Below are 16,659 nucleotides of genomic sequence, written 5' to 3' on the forward strand. Positions count from 1 at the left end.
GCAGCGTCAAGTTGAGTAAAGACGGCACGCTGTGCGTCTCTGAGAGTGAAGGCTCGGCGGTGCCCCGAAGAAACAGAACAGACCAGTCCGGGAGAAGGTGGAGTGCTGTGCTGCCCGAGAGTACGAATGGCACCAGCGGAGGCAGGCTCGCGGTACCGATGGCTTGGCTGTACGCCGAGTACATCGCCGACGAGCTGCTCCGTACGGGCAACCTGATCCCGCCCGGCACGATCGAGTTCCGGGCGGGCCGCGAGACCCTGGCGCTCACCATCTATCTGTCCGACAGCTCCGACGAGCTGTCCGGCATCCGGGTCGTCACCCGCCTCGACGAATGGCTCTCGCTCACCACGTACGGCCATCCCTGGGAGACCTGGGTACGGGAAAGACTCGCCGAGCGCACCGCCGCCGACCGCCGCCGGGAAGGGATCAGCCCCGATCTAGAACTGGCCCTGGCATCATGGCGGTGGCTCAGCCGCACGGAACTCCTCGCGGCCGACCTCGGCGGCGCGATCCCCTCGCACCGGGCGGCGGATCTCGGCGTGGACGAGAGCGAGAAGGTGTGGACGCCGGCCTGGCAGCTCGGGCTGCCCCTCGGTCATCTCGCCATCCACCTCTTCTGACCCGGATCGCGACCTGGATCACGGCCGGGCCCGGCGGGCGCCGCCGAATGCACGCCGGCGCGGTACTTGGGGAACCGCAGCGTGATCTTCATGCCCGCGCCCACGCCCGTCTCGATCACCAGGCCGTAGTCGTCCCCGTACACCTGCCGCAGCCGGTCGTCGACGTTCGACAGGCCGATGCCGGAGGACGTGGTGTGCTCGCCGGCGAGGATCTGCCGCAGCCGCTGTGGGTCCATGCCCACGCCGTTGTCCTCAATGACGACCACGGCCTCGGAGCCGGTGTCCCGAGCCGCGATGGTGACCTTGAACTCGTCCCTGGAATCCTCAAGACCGTGCTTGACGGCGTTCTCCACGAGCGGCTGAAGACAGAGGAACGGCAGCGCGACGGGCAGCACCTCGGGAGCGACCTGGAGAGTCACCTTCAGGCGGTCACCGAAGCGGGCCCCGGCCAGCGCCAGGTACTGCTCGATGGAGCGCAGTTCGTCGGCGAGATTCGTGAAGTCGCCGTGCCTGCGGAAGGAATAGCGGGTGAAGTCGGCGAATTCGAGGAGCAGTTCGCGGGCACGCTCGGGATCGGTCCGTACGAACGAGGCGATCGCGGCCAGCGAGTTGAAGATGAAATGCGGGGATATCTGGGCGCGCAGGGCGCGGATCTCCGCCTCGACGATCCGGGTGCGTGAGCGGTCCAGCTCGGCCAGCTCCAGTTGTACGGACACCCAGCGGGCCACCTCGGCCGCCGCCCGGACCAGCACCGCCGACTCCCGTGACCCGTACGCGACGAGTGCGCCCAGCACCCCTTCCTCGCCGGTCAGCGGCGCGATGACCACCCACCGCAGCGGACACTGAAGGTCGTCGCAGTCGCTGCGTACGCTCTGGCTGCGCCCGGTGTCGAGCATCTCCCGTACGCGTCGCATCACCAGTTCCCCGTGGTGGGCGCCGCCCGGCCCGTCCCAGGCGAGCACCCGCTCGCGGTCGGTGAGGCACAGCGCCTCCGTGCCGAGCAGGGAACGCAGCCGGCGGGCTGCCTTGCGGGCCGTGTCCTCGGTGAGACCGGCGCGCAGCGGGGGCGCGGCGAGCGAGGCGGTGTGCAGGGTGTGGAAGGTGGCGCGCTCGACGGGCGTACCGAGGTCGAGATCCTCGCCGAGCCCGTGCCGGGCGGTGACGCGTCCCAGGACGATGCCCGCGGCGAGGAGTACGGCGCCCGCGGCGGCCAGCGCCGCTATCTCGATCCCGGTCATCGCTGCCGCGCTCCGCCGCTCACGCCGGTGCTGTCGTTCGCCATCAGGTCCTCCGGGAGGTGGAGCCGGGCCAGGGTGGCGGCCGTCCCGGCAGGTATGCGGTCTCGGGTCGCCAGTGACACCAGCACCATCGTCAGGAACCCGAGCGGCACCGACCAGACGGCGGGCCAGGCCAGCAGCGAGTGCGACCAGCCGTCCGCGGGCAGCCCGGCCCTGGTCGCCATGACGGCGGTCAGCGCGGCCCCGCCGCCCACGACGAGCCCCGCCACCGCGCCCGGCGGGGTGAGCCCGCGCCACCAGATGCCGAGCACCAGCAGCGGGCAGAACGAGGAGGCGGACACGGCGAAGGCGAGACCCACGGCGTCGGCGACGGGCACGTCGACCGTCACGATGCTCAAGCCGAGCGGCACGGCCATGGCGATGACGGTGGCGAGCCTGAAGTGCCGTACTCCTCGGGACGGCAGGACGTCCTGGGTGAGGACGCCCGCGACCGACATGGTCAGCCCCGACGCGGTGGACAGGAACGCCGCGAACGCGCCGCCCGCGAGCAGCGCCCCGAGCAGGTCGCCGCCGACGCCGCCGATCATCCGGTCCGGGAGGACGAGTACGGCCGCGTCCGCCTCCCCGGTGAGGGACAGCTCGGGGGCGTAGATCCGGCCGAGCGCGCCGTACACCGGGGGCAGCAGGTAGAACGCGCCGACCAGGCCGAGCACGACGAGGGTCGTGCGGCGGGCGGCGGTGCCGTTGGGGCTGGTGTAGAAGCGCACGGCGACGTGCGGCAGGCCCATGGTGCCGAGGAAGGTGGCGAGGATCAGCCCGTACGTCGCGTACAGCGGGTGCTCCTCGCGGCTGCTGGCCAGCGGCTGGGACCAGCTCGAAGCCCCCGTCCGCTCGCTGCCCGCCTTCTGCGGGACCCGGGCGTGCGCGGGAAAGCCCAGCTCCGTACCCGCCCCGATGCGGTGGACGCCCGCGTCGAGGGCGACCGGCTCCCGGTCGTGGCGGCGGTCGTCGACGGTCCCGGTCACGGTGACGCGCAGCGGGCGGTCGAGATCGATGCGTACGGTGTCGTCGACCCGTACGCTCGTGTGCTCGCGGAAGGTGGCGGGCTCGGCGAACCGGGCGCGCGGCGCGTCGTCCCCCAGCCAGGCGACGACGAGGAAGAGGGCGGGGACCAGCAGTGCGGTGAGCTTGAGCCAGTACTGGAAGGCCTGCACGAACGTGATGCTGCGCATGCCGCCCGCCGCCACCGCTCCGGTCACGACGAGCGCCACGACGAGGCCGCCGACCCAGTCGGGCGCGCCGGTGAGGATCTCCAGGGTCAGGCCGGCGCCCTGGAGCTGCGGCAGCAGGTAGAGCCACCCGATGCCGACGACGAAGAGGCTGGCGAGCCTGCGGACCTGCGGCGATTCCAGCCGGGCCTCGGCGAAGTCGGAGAGGGTGTACGCGCCCGAGCGGCGCAGCGGGGCCGCGACCAGGACGAGGAGGACGAGGTACCCGGCGGTGTACCCGACCGGGTACCAGAGCATTTCGGGGCCCTGGAGCAGGACCAGGCCGGCGATGCCGAGGAAGGAGGCGGCGGAGAGGTACTCGCCGCTGATGGCGGCGGCGTTGAGGCCCGGCTTCACGGTGCGGGAGGCGACGTAGAAGTCGGAGGTGGTACGGGATATGCGCAGGCCGAGCGCGCCGATGAGGACGGTGGCGAGCACGACGACGGTGACGGCGGCCACCGCGTACGCCTGGTTCACCGGGGTGGTCTTCCGGGAAGGCACAGCATCGGCCGGGTCAGCGCCCTTCGACGAGCTTGCTGAACGCGCGCTCGTTGCGCTCCGCGCGCCGGACGTACCAGCGGGCGATCAGCCACAGGACCGGGTAGACCACCACGCCGAGCACGGCCCAGACGAAGGGCGCGGGCGACGGCAGGTCGGAGGTGGTGAAGACCTCCGGGAGCGAGAACAGCAGCGGCAGCGAGCCGACGAGCAGCACGAGCGCGCCCAGTGCGATCAGTGCCGTCCGAAGCTGGCTGCGCATCAGGGAGCGTACGTACGTCGCGCCGAGGCTCGTCTGCTCCGTGATCTCGGACCGCGCCGGGGCATGGCCGGGGGGACGCCGGGCGCTGCGGGGCACGCCGGTGACGGTTTCGCGGCGCGGCGGCCGGGCCGAGGCGGGCTGATCTGCGGACATCGGCGCGAGTCTACGCAGCGGTGGCCGCCTGGGGACAGGGTCAGCGGCCGGGCTTTCGGCGGATTTCGCCGCAGTCGTTCAGCGCGAGTTCCAGCTCGACGTACGACTCCTCCGCCCTGCGGAAGGCGATCTCCAGGGCGGCGGCGGTCCGCGGGCCCGCGATGCTCTGTGCGGACTCCCGCACCTCGTACAGCACATCGGCCCAGCGGCCCGCCGCGCTCTTGACCCTCGTCAGCAGCGCTTCGAGGTCGCGCGCGTCGGACGGCCGGGTCGGCGGCAGGCCGCGGAGCTCCTCCAGCAGCGCGTCGAGTTCGGACATCCGGGCTCCTTGTGACGGTGGCCCGACCGAGCGTAGGCGGCGCGCGGAGGCCGTACGGGCCGTCGGCGGATCAAGTGCGGCGAGCGGCGGGTGTACGGCGGTGAGCGGCGGCGCGGGCCGGGTCAGCGGTCGGCGGTTGGCCGGCAGGGCCACCGGCGCGGGTCAGCCGCGTGCGCGGCGCATCAGCAGGTCGCGCAGTTCGCGCGCGTGGCGGCGGCTGACCGCGAGTTCGGCGTCGCCGACGCGTACGGTCGTCGCCCCCGCGTCCAGCCGGAGTTCGTCGATGCGGCCGAGGGCGACCAGATGGCGCCGGTGGATCCGGACGAAGCCGCGGGCGGCCCAGCGCTCCTCAAGGGTGGAGAGCGGGATGCGTACGAGGTGACTTCCGGCGTGCGTGTGGAGGCGGGCGTAGTCGCCCTGCGCCTCGGCGTACGCGATGTCGTCGACCGGTATGAAGCGGGTGACGCCGCCCAGCTCGACGGCGATCTGGTCGGCGGCGGCGGTCTGCGGCGGGACGGCGGGCGCGGACACCGCGGGGGTGTGGGCGGGGATCGATTCGACCTGGTCGCAGACGCGGCGTACGGCTTCGGCGAGGCGTTCCCTGCGTACCGGCTTCAGGACGTAGTCCACGGCCTTGAGGTCGAATGCCTGGACGGCGAAGCCCTCGTGGGCGGTGACGAAGACGATGAGCGGCGGGCGGGCGAAGCCGGCGAGGAGCCTGGCGACGTCGAGGCCGGTGAGTCCGGCCATGTGGATGTCGAGGAAGACGACGTCGATGGCGTCGTCCCCGTCGGGGCCGGAGCCGAGTGCACGGTTGATCCGGCGGAGGGTCTCGGTGGCGTCGGTGGCCCCTTCGGCGCTGCGGACGCGGGGGTCGGCGCGCAGCAGGTAGAGGAGTTCCTCCAGAGCCGGTCGTTCGTCGTCGACAGCCAGTGCACGCAACATGGTGGGGAGTGTAGGAGCAGACGGGGTGACCTGGACATACGGGGCCGGTTCGCGCGTACGGTCGGCCGTCGTCGTGCACGGGGGCGGGAGGCGGTCTCCGGGCCACCCGGAAATCCGGGCGGATCCCCCCTTGGCGTGAGCAAATGCCCTGCGGCTTCCGTACCTGAGGATGACCGGTCGGTTACCCCACGAACCACGCGAGCCCCCTAGGAATTGCCCCATGAGCACGGACCAGCGGCATCGGGACGTCGGCGCGTACGCGCTCGGCGTCCTCGATCCGGCGGACTCGTTCCGCTTCGAGGAACACCTTGCCGACTGCGCGACGTGCGCCGTGCGGCTCAGCGAGTTCGCCTGCGTGGAGTCGACGCTGGCCGCGTACGCCCACCCCGGCGGGAGCATCGGCGTCACGCTGCCCGAGCCGCCCACGGCCGGGCTGCTGGACCGGCTGCTCGACGCGGTCGCGGCGGGCCGTCGGCGCCGCGGCAGGCGGCGGTTGCGGCTGGTGGCCGCGGCGGCGGCGCTGATCATCGCCGGTCCGGTGGCAGCGCTGGGCCTTCAGGCGCGGGCCGGTGGCGGCACGGTGCTGCGGTACGCCGCCACAGACCCGGCCTCGGGCGTCTCGGCGTCCGTCGCGCTCCAGGAGCGCGGCTGGGGGACGGGGGTCGGGCTAGAACTGGCGCGGGTCGAAGGGCCGCTGACCTGCGAACTCATCGCCGTGAGCAAGGACGGCGAGGAACAGACGGTCACCACCTGGTCGGTGCCGCCGGGCGGTTACGGGATACCGGGCGTCGAGGGCCACGAGGAACCACTGCGCACGCGGGGCGGTTCGGCCCTGCGCGCCGACGAGATCGACCGCTTCGAGGTCCGCACACTGGACGGAAGACGCCTGGTCACCATCGAGGCATGAGCCGCAGCACTTCGCCACCAGGGCTCTCGGTTCCCGGCGCGCGGGACGGGGCGCGGGGCGGTACGGCGCGGTACGGCGCGAGCGCGGGACGGTACGACGCGGCACGGGACGGGACGGCGCGGCACGGGCGGCGCGGCACGGCACGGCACGGCACGGCACGGCACGGCACGGCACGGCACGGGCGGCGCGGCACGGCACGGGCGGCGCGGCACGGCACGGGCGGCGCGGCGCAGCACGGGCGCGGGGCGGTACGGCGCGGCACGGGCACCCGAGCACCCGAGCACCCGAGCACCCGAGCACCCGAGCACCCGAGCACCCGAGCACCCGAGCACCCGCATGCGGGACGCACGGCGCGCGGTCGAGGACACGGTCGGTCGCGTTACTTGAGCAGGCGTGACAGTCGGCGGTCCGCCAGTGGCTTGCCGCCTGTCTGGCAGGTGGGGCAGTACTGGAGCGACGAGTCGCTGAACGACACTTCGCGGATGGTGTCACCGCAGACCGGACACGCCTGCCCCGTCCGGCCGTGGACCCGCAGCCCGCTTTTCTTCTCCGCCTTCAGCCGGCCCGCCGCCACCCCGCGCCCGCGCTCGACGGCCTCGCCGAGCGTGGCGCGCATGGCCTCGTACAGCTTCGTGATCTCGTCGTCGGTGAGGTTCGCGACCGGCTTGAAGGGCGACATCTTCGCCGCGTGGAGGATCTCGTCGCTGTACGCGTTGCCGATGCCGGCGATCAGGCTCTGGTCGCGCAACGCGCCCTTGAGCTGGCGCCGTTCCCCGTTCAGCAGTTCCGCGAACCGGTCGCGCCCGAAGTCGTCGCCGAGCGGATCGGGGCCGAGCCGGGCGATGCCCGGTACGTCGGCGGGGTCGCGTACGACGTAGACGGCGAGGCTCTTCTTCGTGCCGGCCTCCGTGAGGTCGAAGCCCGCGCCGTCCGCCAGGGCGACGCGCAGCGCGAGCGGCCCCTTGCCGGGCCGCGGCGGTTCGGCCGGCAGGTCGTCCTTCCAGCGGAGCCAGCCCGCCCGGGCGAGGTGGGTCACCAGGTGCAGGCCGCCCGCGGCGATGTCGAGGAACTTGCCGTGCCTGCCGACGGCGGTGACCGTGGCGCCCTCCAGCGCGGAGGGCGGCGGGTCGTACGTCTTGAGGACGCTGACCGCCACCGGGAGAACCCGTGCGATCTCCCGGCGGACCAGGTGCTCGTTGAGGAACTCTCGCAGTGCTTCGACTTCCGGCAGCTCGGGCATGTTCCCAGCGTGCCTCAGCCGGTGGCGGCCCGCAGCAGGGTTGCCAGTTCCTCGGTCAAGCTCCCGGCCAGCCGGTCCAGGTCGGGGACCGCCTCGGCGTCCGCGACCAGGCCGACGTGCACCTGGCCGCCGTACGTCGAAAGGGCGACGGCCAGGGACTGGCCGCGGGCCAGCGGCGCCATCGGGTAGATGGCGCGCAGCGGGCTGCCGCCCAGCGAGAGGGTGGAGCGAGGCAGCGGCACGCTCGTCACGAGTACGTCGAACAGCATCCGCGCCGCGCTGCCCGCGATCGGGGCGCCGAACCGGTGGGCGAGCGGCGGAAGGTGGTCGGCCAGTACGGCGACCGCTCCGGCGCCGCGTCCCGGCCCTTCGGCCTTGTTGCGGTCCATGGCCCGGCGCACCGCGGTGAGCCGCGCCCAGGCGTCGGCCTCGGAGACCGGCAGGCCCACGAGATACGCCGAGAGTTTGTTGCCGCAGGCCGCACCGCTGCCGGGGCGGCGGCGCGAGACCGGCACCAGGGCACGCGGGTCCGCTCCCGACGGCAGCGGTTCGCCGCGCTCCAGCATCCAGCGGCGCAGCCCTCCGGCGACGACGGTGAGCAGCACATCGTTCGCTGTGCCGCCCGCCGCCCTGCGGATCTTGAGTACGTCATCGAGGCCGAGCACGGCCGTGCCGAGCCGCCGCGTGCCGCTGGACCCCGAAGCGAGGGCACTCTCCCCCCACAGGTCGAACCTGCTGGCCCGCATCACGGAAGCGCTGATGCCGACGGCCCGGCCCACCTCTTCGAGGCGCTCGCGTGCGAAGCCGACGACCTGGTGCGGGCCGGGCAGCCAGGACCGGGGCGGCACACTGCGCACCCGCCTGGCGCCCGCCGCACGGGCTCCCGCGATCTGGTCGAAGATGCCGGCGCCGATGGCGACGGCGCGCATGCCGTCGGCGAGGGCGTGGTGCAGCTTGACGAGGACGGCGAAGGCACGGGACCCGGGGGCGGTCAGGACGTACATCTCCCAGGGCGGCAGCCCGCGTTCGAGCGGCTGTTCCATCAGTTCCCCGGCGATCTCGGTGGCATGGGCGGCGAAGTCGCCGTCGGGCAGCCGGATCTGCCGGACGTGCCGGCGTACGTCGAAGTCCTTGGCCGTGGACCAGGCGGCCCCGCCGACGGGCAGCCACACCGGGCGTACGCGCATTCTCAGCCGGGGGATCGCGGCGGCCCGCTCGGCGAGCAGCTTCGCGAGGGCGGCGGAGTCGCAGGCGCTGTCGCTGTCGGCTTCACCGTCGCTCTCAAAGAAGGCCAGGGCGCCGAGGTGCATGGGATGTTCGGTGGATTCGAGGTGCCAGAACGCCAGATCAAGAGGTGCCAGAAGCTCGGTGCTCAATGAGCCCTCACGTCGTCGGAGGCCGGTGGAGAGCCGCAGTCAATCCCGAACGGTCGGTTACGGTCAAGTACGTTTGAACCACAGAACGTTACCGAACGGTACGGTCAGGCGCAGTCAAAGCCGGCCGGGCATGACGAACTCACACCACGAACTCACACCACACGCACTTGCCGCTCCCCCGCGACTCCACACCCCAGACGTCCGACAGCCGGTCGACCAGCATCAGCCCCCGCCCCGACACGCCGGCCTCCCCCGCGTCCCGGCGGCGCGGCAGCGCGCTGGAGCGGTCCTCGACCTCGATCCGCAGCCGGCGCTGGGCGCCGGCCAGCACGCGGGCGGTGATGACGGCCCCGCCGTCCGTGTGCATCAGCGCGTTGGTCATCAGCTCGTCGGCGGCCAGTTCGATCTCGTCCGCGCGCTCCCGCGCGCCCCACGCCCGTACCGCCGCGCGGACCATGTGCCGCGCCGATCTCAGCGCTTCCGGGTCGTTCTGCGCGACGTGCTGCTGAAGGCGCCCGCCGGTCCGCGGTACGTCCGCGCCCACGCGGCGCAGGAGGAGCAGTGCCACATCGTCCTCGCCGCCCCGCTCGTCGACCACTCCGCAGAGTGTGTCGGCCAGTTGCTGGAGGTCGCTCGGGCCGCTGCGGACCAGGGCGGAGATCATCTCCATGCCGTCGTCGAGATCCGCTCCCGGCAGCTCCACGAGCCCGTCGGTGCACAGCAGCAGCGTCTGGCCGGGGTCGAGTTCGGCCGTGGTGACGGGGTATTCGAGCTGCCCGAACTCCGCGGAGAGGCCGAGCGGCAGGCCGCCGTCGGCGGACAGCCGGCGGCACGTGCCGTCGGCGTGGCGGACGAGCGGGTCGATATGGCCGGCCCGGACGAGCTGCACCACTCCGGTGGTCAGGTCGGTCTCGGCGTACGTACAGGTCGCGAAGCGCTCGGTGTCCAGCTCGTGGAGGAAGACGGAGGCGCGGGCCATGACCGTCGCCGGAGTGTGCCCCTCCGCGGCGTACGCGCGCAGCACGATGCGCAACTGCCCCATGACGGCGGCGGCGTGCGTGTCATGGCCCTGTACGTCGCCGATGACCGCGCCGACGCGTCCGCCCGGCAGGGGGATGACGTCGTACCAGTCGCCGCCGATGTCGCGGCCGAGGCGGGCCGAGCGGTAACGGACGGCGATCTGCGCGCCGGGGACGGAGGGGATGCGGCGCGGCAGCATGGCCTGCTGGAGGCCCTCGGCCAGGTCCTTGTCCTGCTCGAAGAGCATGGCGCGCTGGAGGCTCTGCGCGATGCTGCTGCCCAGGGCGATGAGGAGGTTGCGTTCGTCGGAGGTGAACCCGATCCGGTCGCCGTAGAGCAGGCCGAGCGCGCCGACCGGCCGGGCCTGGGCGATCAGCGGCAGATAGGCGGCGGAGGTGATGCCGAGCCCCCTGATGTGCGGCCACAGGATCGGGTAGGAGGCGGCGAAGTCCTCCGGCGACTCGATGAAGCGTGGTGCGAGGGTACGGACCACCTCGCTCATCGGGTACTGCTCGTCGATCCGGGTGTAGCGGGTGCCGGGCACGAACGACCCTTCGGGGCCGTCGGCGACGAGATGGATGCGGCCCGCCTCGACCAGTCCCATCACGATGCTGGTCGCCCCGAGATTCTCCAGGCCCTGGGAGTCGTTGAGTACGTCGATGACGTCCTTCACGGTCCGCGCGTGGGCGAGGGCGGCCGTGGTGCCCTGGACCACGCTGGTCCTGCGGCGCCGCTCGGCGTCGTGTTCGAGCCGGTCGGTGGAGTCGGCGAGTTCCTGGGTGGCGTCGCGGACGACGCCGATGATGCGGCGGGGCCGGCCGTTGTCGTCACGGCGTACGCAGCCCTGAGTATGGGTCCAGCGCAGGCTCCCGTCCCGGCAGCGGATGCGGAAGTAGGCGCCGTACGTGACGCTGCCGTTCTTCAGCGCCTCGGAGACCCGGGCGTCCAGGCGGGCGGCCTCGGTGGGCGGCACGCGGACCGCGAGTTCCTCCGGACGGCCGGAGTACTCGTCGGGGCGCAGGTCGAACACGGCGAGAGCGGAATCGTCCATCCGCATGAGTCCGCTGTCGAGGTCCCAGTCGAAGCCCCCCAGGCCGAGCACGTACCCGTACGCCTCGAAAAAGCAGCACGCCACACCGCCTTTCCGCTCCCAGCAGCGGCATTGCTCCGCCGCCGCCTCGCCACCCCCTGCGCCCGCGTCCATGGACCCACGCTAGGCGCCGTCTCCGGCGCGCGCATGCGGGACGGGAGGCATGGTTGAAAATGGCAGTCGTTTTCATATAGTGTGGCGCTCAGAACCCGCCGGAGTGGGCGGTGGTCGCAGCCACGGCACTGCTCACCCCGGCGGGCCGACGCCGTCAGCGCACGCGCCGGTCCTCCAGCGGCGCGGCGCTCAGCCGTTCTTCGGCCTCGCGGGGGAGGTGCGGGGTGTGGTTGACCAGCCGGGCCGAGTTGCCGACGACCGCGATGCTGCTGGTGTTGTGCAGCAGCGCGGCGAGGACGGGATTCATGGACCCTCCGGCGCCGGCGAGCAGGCCGAGCAGGTTGACGCCGATGGCCAGACCGTAGTTCTGGCGTACGACGCGCAGCGTGTGGCGGCTGAGTTCGACGACGGCGGCGACCTGGCGCAGATCGTTTCCCGCCAGCGCGATGTCGGCGGTCTCCAGCGCCACGTGCGAGGAGTGCTCGCCCATGGTGATCCCCACGTCGGCCAGGGCGAGCGCGGGGGCGTCGTTCGTGCCGTCGCCGACCATCGCCACGGTGTGGCCCTCGGCCTGGAGGTCCCGGATGAGCTGGAGCTTGCCCTCGGGCAGCGCGTGCGCGTGCACCTCGGTGATGCCGAGCGCGTCGGCGACGACCTGCGCGGTCTCCGGCGCGTCACCGGTGAGCAGCACCAGGCGTGACACACCGAGCTCTCGAAGCTGCCCGATGACGGTCCCGGCGCCCGCCCGTACGGCGTCGGAGACCCCCAGCATGCCGATCAGGTCCTCGTCGTGGGCCAGGCAGATGACGGTCTCGCCGCCGCCCCGCAGCCGCTGCGTCCACCCCTGGGCCTCCTCCGTCAGCTCGACGCCGTGCCGACGCAGCAGAGCCGGGCTGCCGACCAGCAGGCGCGTACCGTCCAGCTCGGCGCGCATGCCCATGCCGAGCACGACCTCGCAGGCCTGGTGGATGGGAACGTGCAGGTGCTGTTCCTCGGTACGGGCGACGATGGCCTGGGCGAGCGGATGCCGGGCGTGCAGTTCCCCGGAGGCGGCCAGGCTGAGCACCTCGTCGGCGCTGAACCTGTCACTGAGGGTGACCACGCTCGTGACCAGCGGCCGCCCGAAGGTCAGGGTGCCGGTCTTGTCGAACACGACGGCGGTGACACGCCCGACGCCCTCCAGGTGGGTTCCGCCCTTGATGAGCGTGCCGCGGCGCGCTCCGTTGCCGATGGCGGCGCTGATGGCGGTGGGCGTGGCCAGGCCGGCCGCGCACGGGCAGGCGATGAGGAGCATGGTCATCGCGCGTCTCGCGTCGCGGGTGACGAGGTACGTCAGTGCGGCGAGCGCGAAGGACACGGGGACGAAGCGCTGGGTGAAGCGGGTGGCGACCGTCTGGATCGGCGCCCGGTCCGCCTGGGCCTCTTCGACGCGGCTGATGATCCGGCCGACCGTGGTGTCGGCGCCGACATAGGTGGCACGGACCTGGAGCGATCCGGACGTGACGATGGTGCCGGCGTACACGTGGGAGCCGGAACGGGCGTACACGGGAAGCGCCTCACCGGTGACCGCCGCCTGGTCGACCAGGGCCTCGCCGGAGACGACGTGTCCGTCGACCGGGATCCTGTGGTGCTCGTACACCGCGACCACGTCGAACGGCCGCACGTCTTCGAGCGCCACCTCGGTTTCGTCGCCGTCCTCCTGTACGAGCCAGACGCGCTCCTCGCCGATGGTGAGCAGCTCTTCGATGGCGCGCCTGGTGCGGCGCAGGGTCAGCGTCTGGAGGAACTCGCCGATGTTCAGGAGCCACAGCACGGTGAGGGCCACGACGTTTTCGCGCAGGACCAGCGAGATAACCGTCGCCGCGGTGACGAGGGTGTCCGTCCCCGGCGAGCTGCGGCCACGCAGCGAGCGCAGGGCGCCGCGGAAGAAGGGCAGGCCGGTGAAGACCGTGACCGCGCCGAGGAAGCCCGAGGAGCCGACGGTGATCCGTGGTCTGCGCAGCAGGCGGCGCAGCGCCACGAGCGCGAGGACGGCGCCTCCGACGACCAGCCGGGCGACCTCGCCGGTGGAGGAGTCGGGTACGGACCGGGTGGGCGTGGCGGGTGCGGACTCGGGTGGGGGTTCTTCCAGCGCGGCCACCAGCCGGTCGACGTCCAGGCGGTCCGGTTCCATCCAGATCACGACGCTGCCGGTGCGCGGGAAGATCCGCAGCGCGCGGAACCCGCTGACGCCGGTCAGGCGTTCGTCCACGAGGCCGGCGCTGCCGGGGCGGGCTCGTACCCACGGAACGGTCAGCCGCGCCCGGCCCGCGGCGACGGAGCACACGGCCACGGCGGACATGGTCAGTGCTCGTGTCCGTGATCGTGGTTGTCGACCTTGACCGCCGAGGGCGGCGGGACCTCTTCGCCGAGGCTGGTCCGGGCCTCCGCGAGCACGTCCCCGGCCTTGAGCCGCGCCTCTTCGGCGGCCGAGGCCACCCATCGCCCGGCGACGATGCTGCCCGCGATGCCGCCGATCAGGGCTTTGCGTGCGACCGGTTTCGCGTCGGGAAGGCGCTTGGAGGCTCCGCGGAGGATCAGACCGCCGACCACTCCGGAGACCGCGTAGTGCGCGAGGCGGCCGGCTGCGGCACCGGCAAGAGCCACGGGATGCATGAACGTCTCCTTCCGTCTGTGCCCAGGAGGGCTCGACGGACTCTTCCTTCAAGTGTGCGCCCGCCGGGTGAACCGGGGCCAGCGCAAGGCACCGGGGAACGGAGACTTGAACGCGTTCAACAGACCCCGTATGGTCAGTGCGAGATTGACTTGAACGCGTTCAAATCTGGGGGGTTCGTGGTGTCCGTGCTGGTCAACCTGATCGTCATGCTCGGCATGCTCGTTGTCGTCCCCATGGGCCTGCGCCTCGTCGGTTCACCGGGACTCAGCCGCATCCGGCGGGCATGGCCCCTGCTCGCGGCGCCGGGGGCCGTCGCCCTGTGGCTGCCGCGCGGGCCGATCGCGACCGCGCTCGCCGCGGTGTACGCCGCCGCGACCCTCGCTCTGGCGCTGCACGCCCCCGCGCGACTGGCCCGTACGCGCTCCCTCGCACCGGCCGAGATCGCGTTGCTCACCGCGCTCGCGACGCCGTCGGTCGCCGGGCTCGCACTGGTCGCCGAGCGCTCCGGGCACGAGCTCTTCGGCTTCGACCTGGAGATCCTCGCGCTCACCGTGCCGCACTTCCACTTCGCCGGCTTCGCCGCGGCGCTGGTGGCGGGGCTCGTCTGCCGGGTGGCCGCACAACGGCCCACCGCCCGGTTCGCCGCGCTGAGCGTGCCGCTCGGCACGCTGCTGGTCCTCGCCGGATACTTCATCGACGACTGGGCCGAGCTCGTGGGAGCGCTCGTACTGACCGCGGGCATGTGGGCAGTGGCGCTGCTGACGTGGCAGGACGTACGCGACGACCGGCAGGACCGGACGACCCGCACGCTGCTCGCCGTCTCGGCCACCGTCCTGGTCGCGACGATGCTGCTGGCCCTCAGCTGGGCGCTCGGCGAGGCGACCGGCATTCCGCACCCCGACCTGACCTGGATGGCCGCCACCCACGGCCTGGGCAACGCGCTCGGTTTCGCGCTGTGCGCGGTGCTGGCCTGGCGACGACTCGAAGAGGAGACCACCGCATGAGCGACTTCACCTACACCGAGGTCGGCGCCACCGGGCAGACCCCCCTGCCCGCCGGCTACCACCACCTGCGCCACCGCGCGGCGGTGGGCACGGGCCGCGCCGCCTTCGATGCGGCGGGCGCGGCGGTGACCACCTGGCGGCTGCACCGCGAGTCGGGCGCACGGGTACGGGCCGACGCGGCGCGGGCCGAGCCCGGCGTGGCCGTAGAGGTCTCGGTCGGAGTCGGGCCGCTGCGGGTGGCCGCACCGTGCGAGGTGGTCTGGACGGCGTACGAGAAGGACCGGACCGGGTTCGCGTACGGGACGACCGGACGGCACCCGGAGCGCGGCGAGGAGTCGTTCGTCGTGGAGCTGGCGGACGACGGGACCGTGTGGTTCACCGTGACCGCGTTCAGCCGCCCGGCCGTCTGGTACACCCGGCTCGCCGCACCCCTCGTGCCCGCCTGCCAGCACTGGTACGCCCGGCACCTCGGCAGGACCCTGCGGCGGATCGCCACCGGAGCGCCCGTACGCCGATAATGGGCGTGATGGAGTGGTTCGCCGCACCCGACTACTGGCTGAGCCGGCTGGTCTTCCAGCGGGCTCTGGCCGCCGTGTATCTGGTCGCGTTCCTCACGGCGGCCCTCCAGTTCCGGGCGCTCATCGGCTCACGGGGCATCCTGCCGGTACCGCAGTATCTGCGGCGGGTGCCCTGGCGCGAGTCTCCCACCCTCTTCCGGCTCCACTACTCGGACCGCTTCTTCACGGGATGCGCCTGGGCGGGCGTGCTGCTCGCGGCGGCGCTGGTCGCGGGCGCGGCGGACCAACTGCCGCTGTGGGCCGCGATGCTGATGTGGGCGGCCCTGTGGGCGCTGTATCTGTCGATCGTCAATGTCGGGCAGACGTGGTACGCCTTCGGCTGGGAGTCGCTCCTCCTGGAGGCCGGCTTCCTGGCCATCTTCCTCGGCAACGAGCGCACCGCGCCGCCCGTTCTGGTGCTGTGGCTGCTGCGCTGGGTGCTGTTCCGGGTGGAGTTCGGCGCCGGCCTGATCAAGCTGCGCGGCGACCTGTGCTGGCGCAAGCTGACATGCCTGGACTTCCACCACGAGACCCAGCCCATGCCGGGCCCGCTGAGCTGGTTCTTCCACCACCTCCCGAAGCCGCTGCACCGGGTGGAAGTGGCCGCCAACCACGTGACCCAACTACTGGTACCGGTACTGCTCTTCACACCACAGCCGGTTGCGAGTGCGGCTGCCGGGCTGATGATCCTGACCCAGTTGTGGCTGGTGCTCTCCGGCAATTTCGCCTGGCTGAACTGGCTGACGATCGTCCTGGCGGTGTCGGCCGTCGACTTCTCGCCCTGGGTCACCACGCCCGCCCTGCCCGCTTCCCCACGCTGGTACGAGGTGCTGGTCATCGCCGTCACCGCGCTGCTGCTCGCCCTCAGCTACCGGCCCGCGCGCAATCTGTTCTCGCGTCGCCAGGCGATGAACCGTTCGTACGATCCGCTCCACCTGGTCAACGCCTACGGCGCGTTCGGGAGCATCAGCCGCGTCCGCCAGGAGATCGTCGTCGAGGGTACGGACGAACCTGTGGTGCACCGGGGCACGGTGTGGCGCGCGTACGAGTTCAAGGGCAAGCCCGGCGATCCGCGCAGGTTGCCGCGCCAGTTCGCGCCGTACCACCTGCGCCTCGACTGGCTGATGTGGTTCGCGGCGCTCTCCCCCGCGTACGCGTACTCCTGGTTCGACCCGTTCGTGGAGCGGCTGCTGACGGGGGAGCCGGCGACGCTGAGGCTGCTGCGCCGAAACCCCTTCCCCGACGCTCCGCCCACCTACGTCCGGGCCCGGGTCTACCGCTACCGCTTCACCACCTGGCGCGAACTGAGGCAGACGCACGCCTGGTGGCACCGCACGCTCGTACGCGACTTCCGGCCGCCGATGGCTCTCGCCTTCAGGGAGTCGCGCTGAG

General features: G+C 72.3%; 15 protein-coding genes. 5 read left to right on the forward strand and 10 right to left on the reverse strand.

The window, feature by feature from the left end; genetic code table 11:
* Positions 1–158: 158 nt before the first annotated feature.
* Positions 159–620 carry a hypothetical protein gene (locus G412_RS0124365; RefSeq protein WP_051338589.1) on the forward strand — a complete coding sequence of 154 codons (462 nt, stop codon included), beginning with the start codon at positions 159–161 and terminating at the stop codon, positions 618–620.
* Here the strand turns inward: G412_RS0124365 and G412_RS35785 are convergent.
* The 5 genes from G412_RS35785 to G412_RS0124390 form a co-directional block, all read right to left on the reverse strand.
* Positions 596–1,858: a sensor histidine kinase gene (locus G412_RS35785; RefSeq protein ID WP_051338583.1), complete on the reverse strand. Its 1,263-nt coding sequence runs from the start codon at positions 1,856–1,858 to the stop codon at positions 596–598. The genes G412_RS0124365 and G412_RS35785 overlap by 25 nt on opposite strands.
* Entirely contained in the window at positions 1,855–3,603 is a 1,749-nt protein-coding gene (locus tag G412_RS0124375; protein ID WP_028814377.1) for a sodium/solute symporter, read from the reverse strand. The genes G412_RS35785 and G412_RS0124375 overlap by 4 nt, the downstream gene beginning before the upstream one ends.
* A 37-nt stretch (positions 3,604–3,640) precedes the next feature.
* Positions 3,641–4,039 carry a membrane protein gene (locus G412_RS0124380; RefSeq protein ID WP_028814378.1) on the reverse strand — a complete coding sequence of 133 codons (399 nt, stop codon included), beginning with the start codon at positions 4,037–4,039 and terminating at the stop codon, positions 3,641–3,643.
* Between the two features lie 40 nt (positions 4,040–4,079).
* On the reverse strand, positions 4,080–4,358 hold the full coding sequence (locus tag G412_RS0124385; RefSeq protein ID WP_028814379.1) for a hypothetical protein: 279 nt from the start codon (positions 4,356–4,358) through the stop codon (positions 4,080–4,082).
* 162 nt (positions 4,359–4,520) lie between these two features.
* The gene (locus tag G412_RS0124390; RefSeq protein WP_028814380.1) at positions 4,521–5,303 is read right to left on the reverse strand and encodes a LytR/AlgR family response regulator transcription factor; all 783 of its coding nucleotides are present in this window, start codon (positions 5,301–5,303) and stop codon (positions 4,521–4,523) included.
* A 220-nt stretch (positions 5,304–5,523) separates the two neighbouring features.
* Between G412_RS0124390 and G412_RS0124395 the strand changes: the two genes are divergently transcribed.
* On the forward strand, positions 5,524–6,210 hold the full coding sequence (locus G412_RS0124395) for a zf-HC2 domain-containing protein (RefSeq protein WP_028814381.1): 687 nt from the start codon (positions 5,524–5,526) through the stop codon (positions 6,208–6,210).
* 379 nt (positions 6,211–6,589) lie between these two features.
* On the opposite strand, the gene G412_RS0124400 is transcribed toward G412_RS0124395, so the two are convergent.
* The 5 genes from G412_RS0124400 to G412_RS0124420 form a co-directional block, all read right to left on the reverse strand.
* Positions 6,590–7,450, reverse strand: coding sequence for an Fpg/Nei family DNA glycosylase (locus tag G412_RS0124400; protein WP_028814382.1), 861 nt, complete (start codon positions 7,448–7,450; stop codon positions 6,590–6,592).
* Positions 7,451–7,464: 14 nt separating this feature from the next.
* The gene (locus G412_RS0124405) at positions 7,465–8,826 is read right to left on the reverse strand and encodes a wax ester/triacylglycerol synthase family O-acyltransferase (RefSeq protein WP_028814383.1); all 1,362 of its coding nucleotides are present in this window, start codon (positions 8,824–8,826) and stop codon (positions 7,465–7,467) included.
* Between the two features lie 139 nt (positions 8,827–8,965).
* Entirely contained in the window at positions 8,966–11,050 is a 2,085-nt protein-coding gene (locus G412_RS0124410; protein ID WP_078607330.1) for a SpoIIE family protein phosphatase, read from the reverse strand.
* 154 nt (positions 11,051–11,204) lie between these two features.
* Positions 11,205–13,391 carry a heavy metal translocating P-type ATPase gene (locus G412_RS0124415; RefSeq protein ID WP_028814385.1) on the reverse strand — a complete coding sequence of 729 codons (2,187 nt, stop codon included), beginning with the start codon at positions 13,389–13,391 and terminating at the stop codon, positions 11,205–11,207.
* Between the two features lie 2 nt (positions 13,392–13,393).
* The gene (locus G412_RS0124420) at positions 13,394–13,705 is read right to left on the reverse strand and encodes a DUF1490 family protein (protein ID WP_028814386.1); all 312 of its coding nucleotides are present in this window, start codon (positions 13,703–13,705) and stop codon (positions 13,394–13,396) included.
* A gap of 180 nt (positions 13,706–13,885) precedes the next feature.
* Between G412_RS0124420 and G412_RS0124425 the strand changes: the two genes are divergently transcribed.
* Genes G412_RS0124425 through G412_RS0124435 form a run of 3 tightly spaced genes read left to right on the forward strand, consistent with a single transcriptional unit; the run spans position 13,886 to position 16,658 of the window.
* On the forward strand, positions 13,886–14,710 hold the full coding sequence (locus G412_RS0124425; RefSeq protein ID WP_028814387.1) for a YndJ family protein: 825 nt from the start codon (positions 13,886–13,888) through the stop codon (positions 14,708–14,710).
* The gene (locus tag G412_RS0124430; protein ID WP_028814388.1) at positions 14,707–15,228 is read left to right on the forward strand and encodes a DUF1990 family protein; all 522 of its coding nucleotides are present in this window, start codon (positions 14,707–14,709) and stop codon (positions 15,226–15,228) included. The genes G412_RS0124425 and G412_RS0124430 overlap by 4 nt, the downstream gene beginning before the upstream one ends.
* 8 nt (positions 15,229–15,236) lie before the next feature.
* Entirely contained in the window at positions 15,237–16,658 is a 1,422-nt protein-coding gene (locus G412_RS0124435; RefSeq protein WP_028814389.1) for a lipase maturation factor family protein, read from the forward strand.
* The last annotated feature ends 1 nt before the right edge of the window (position 16,659 follow it).

Origin of the sequence: Streptomyces flavidovirens DSM 40150 (genome assembly GCF_000429085.1) — a bacterium.
GTDB lineage: Bacteria > Actinomycetota > Actinomycetes > Streptomycetales > Streptomycetaceae > Streptomyces > Streptomyces flavidovirens.

Excerpts from the sequence above, each read along its gene's own strand:
- G412_RS0124365 (WP_051338589.1), top strand. The coding sequence starts at position 159 with ATGGCTTGGCTGTACGCCGAGTACATCGCCGACGAGCTGCTCCGTACG.
- G412_RS35785 (WP_051338583.1), bottom strand. The coding sequence starts at position 1,858 with ATGACCGGGATCGAGATAGCGGCGCTGGCCGCCGCGGGCGCCGTACTC.
- G412_RS0124380 (WP_028814378.1), bottom strand. The coding sequence starts at position 4,039 with ATGTCCGCAGATCAGCCCGCCTCGGCCCGGCCGCCGCGCCGCGAAACC.
- G412_RS0124385 (WP_028814379.1), bottom strand. The coding sequence starts at position 4,358 with ATGTCCGAACTCGACGCGCTGCTGGAGGAGCTCCGCGGCCTGCCGCCG.
- G412_RS0124390 (WP_028814380.1), bottom strand. The coding sequence starts at position 5,303 with ATGTTGCGTGCACTGGCTGTCGACGACGAACGACCGGCTCTGGAGGAA.
- G412_RS0124395 (WP_028814381.1), top strand. The coding sequence starts at position 5,524 with ATGAGCACGGACCAGCGGCATCGGGACGTCGGCGCGTACGCGCTCGGC.
- G412_RS0124400 (WP_028814382.1), bottom strand. The coding sequence starts at position 7,450 with ATGCCCGAGCTGCCGGAAGTCGAAGCACTGCGAGAGTTCCTCAACGAG.
- G412_RS0124410 (WP_078607330.1), bottom strand. The coding sequence starts at position 11,050 with ATGGACGCGGGCGCAGGGGGTGGCGAGGCGGCGGCGGAGCAATGCCGC.
- G412_RS0124415 (WP_028814385.1), bottom strand. The coding sequence starts at position 13,391 with ATGTCCGCCGTGGCCGTGTGCTCCGTCGCCGCGGGCCGGGCGCGGCTG.
- G412_RS0124420 (WP_028814386.1), bottom strand. The coding sequence starts at position 13,705 with ATGCATCCCGTGGCTCTTGCCGGTGCCGCAGCCGGCCGCCTCGCGCAC.
- G412_RS0124430 (WP_028814388.1), top strand. The coding sequence starts at position 14,707 with ATGAGCGACTTCACCTACACCGAGGTCGGCGCCACCGGGCAGACCCCC.
- G412_RS0124435 (WP_028814389.1), top strand. The coding sequence starts at position 15,237 with ATGGAGTGGTTCGCCGCACCCGACTACTGGCTGAGCCGGCTGGTCTTC.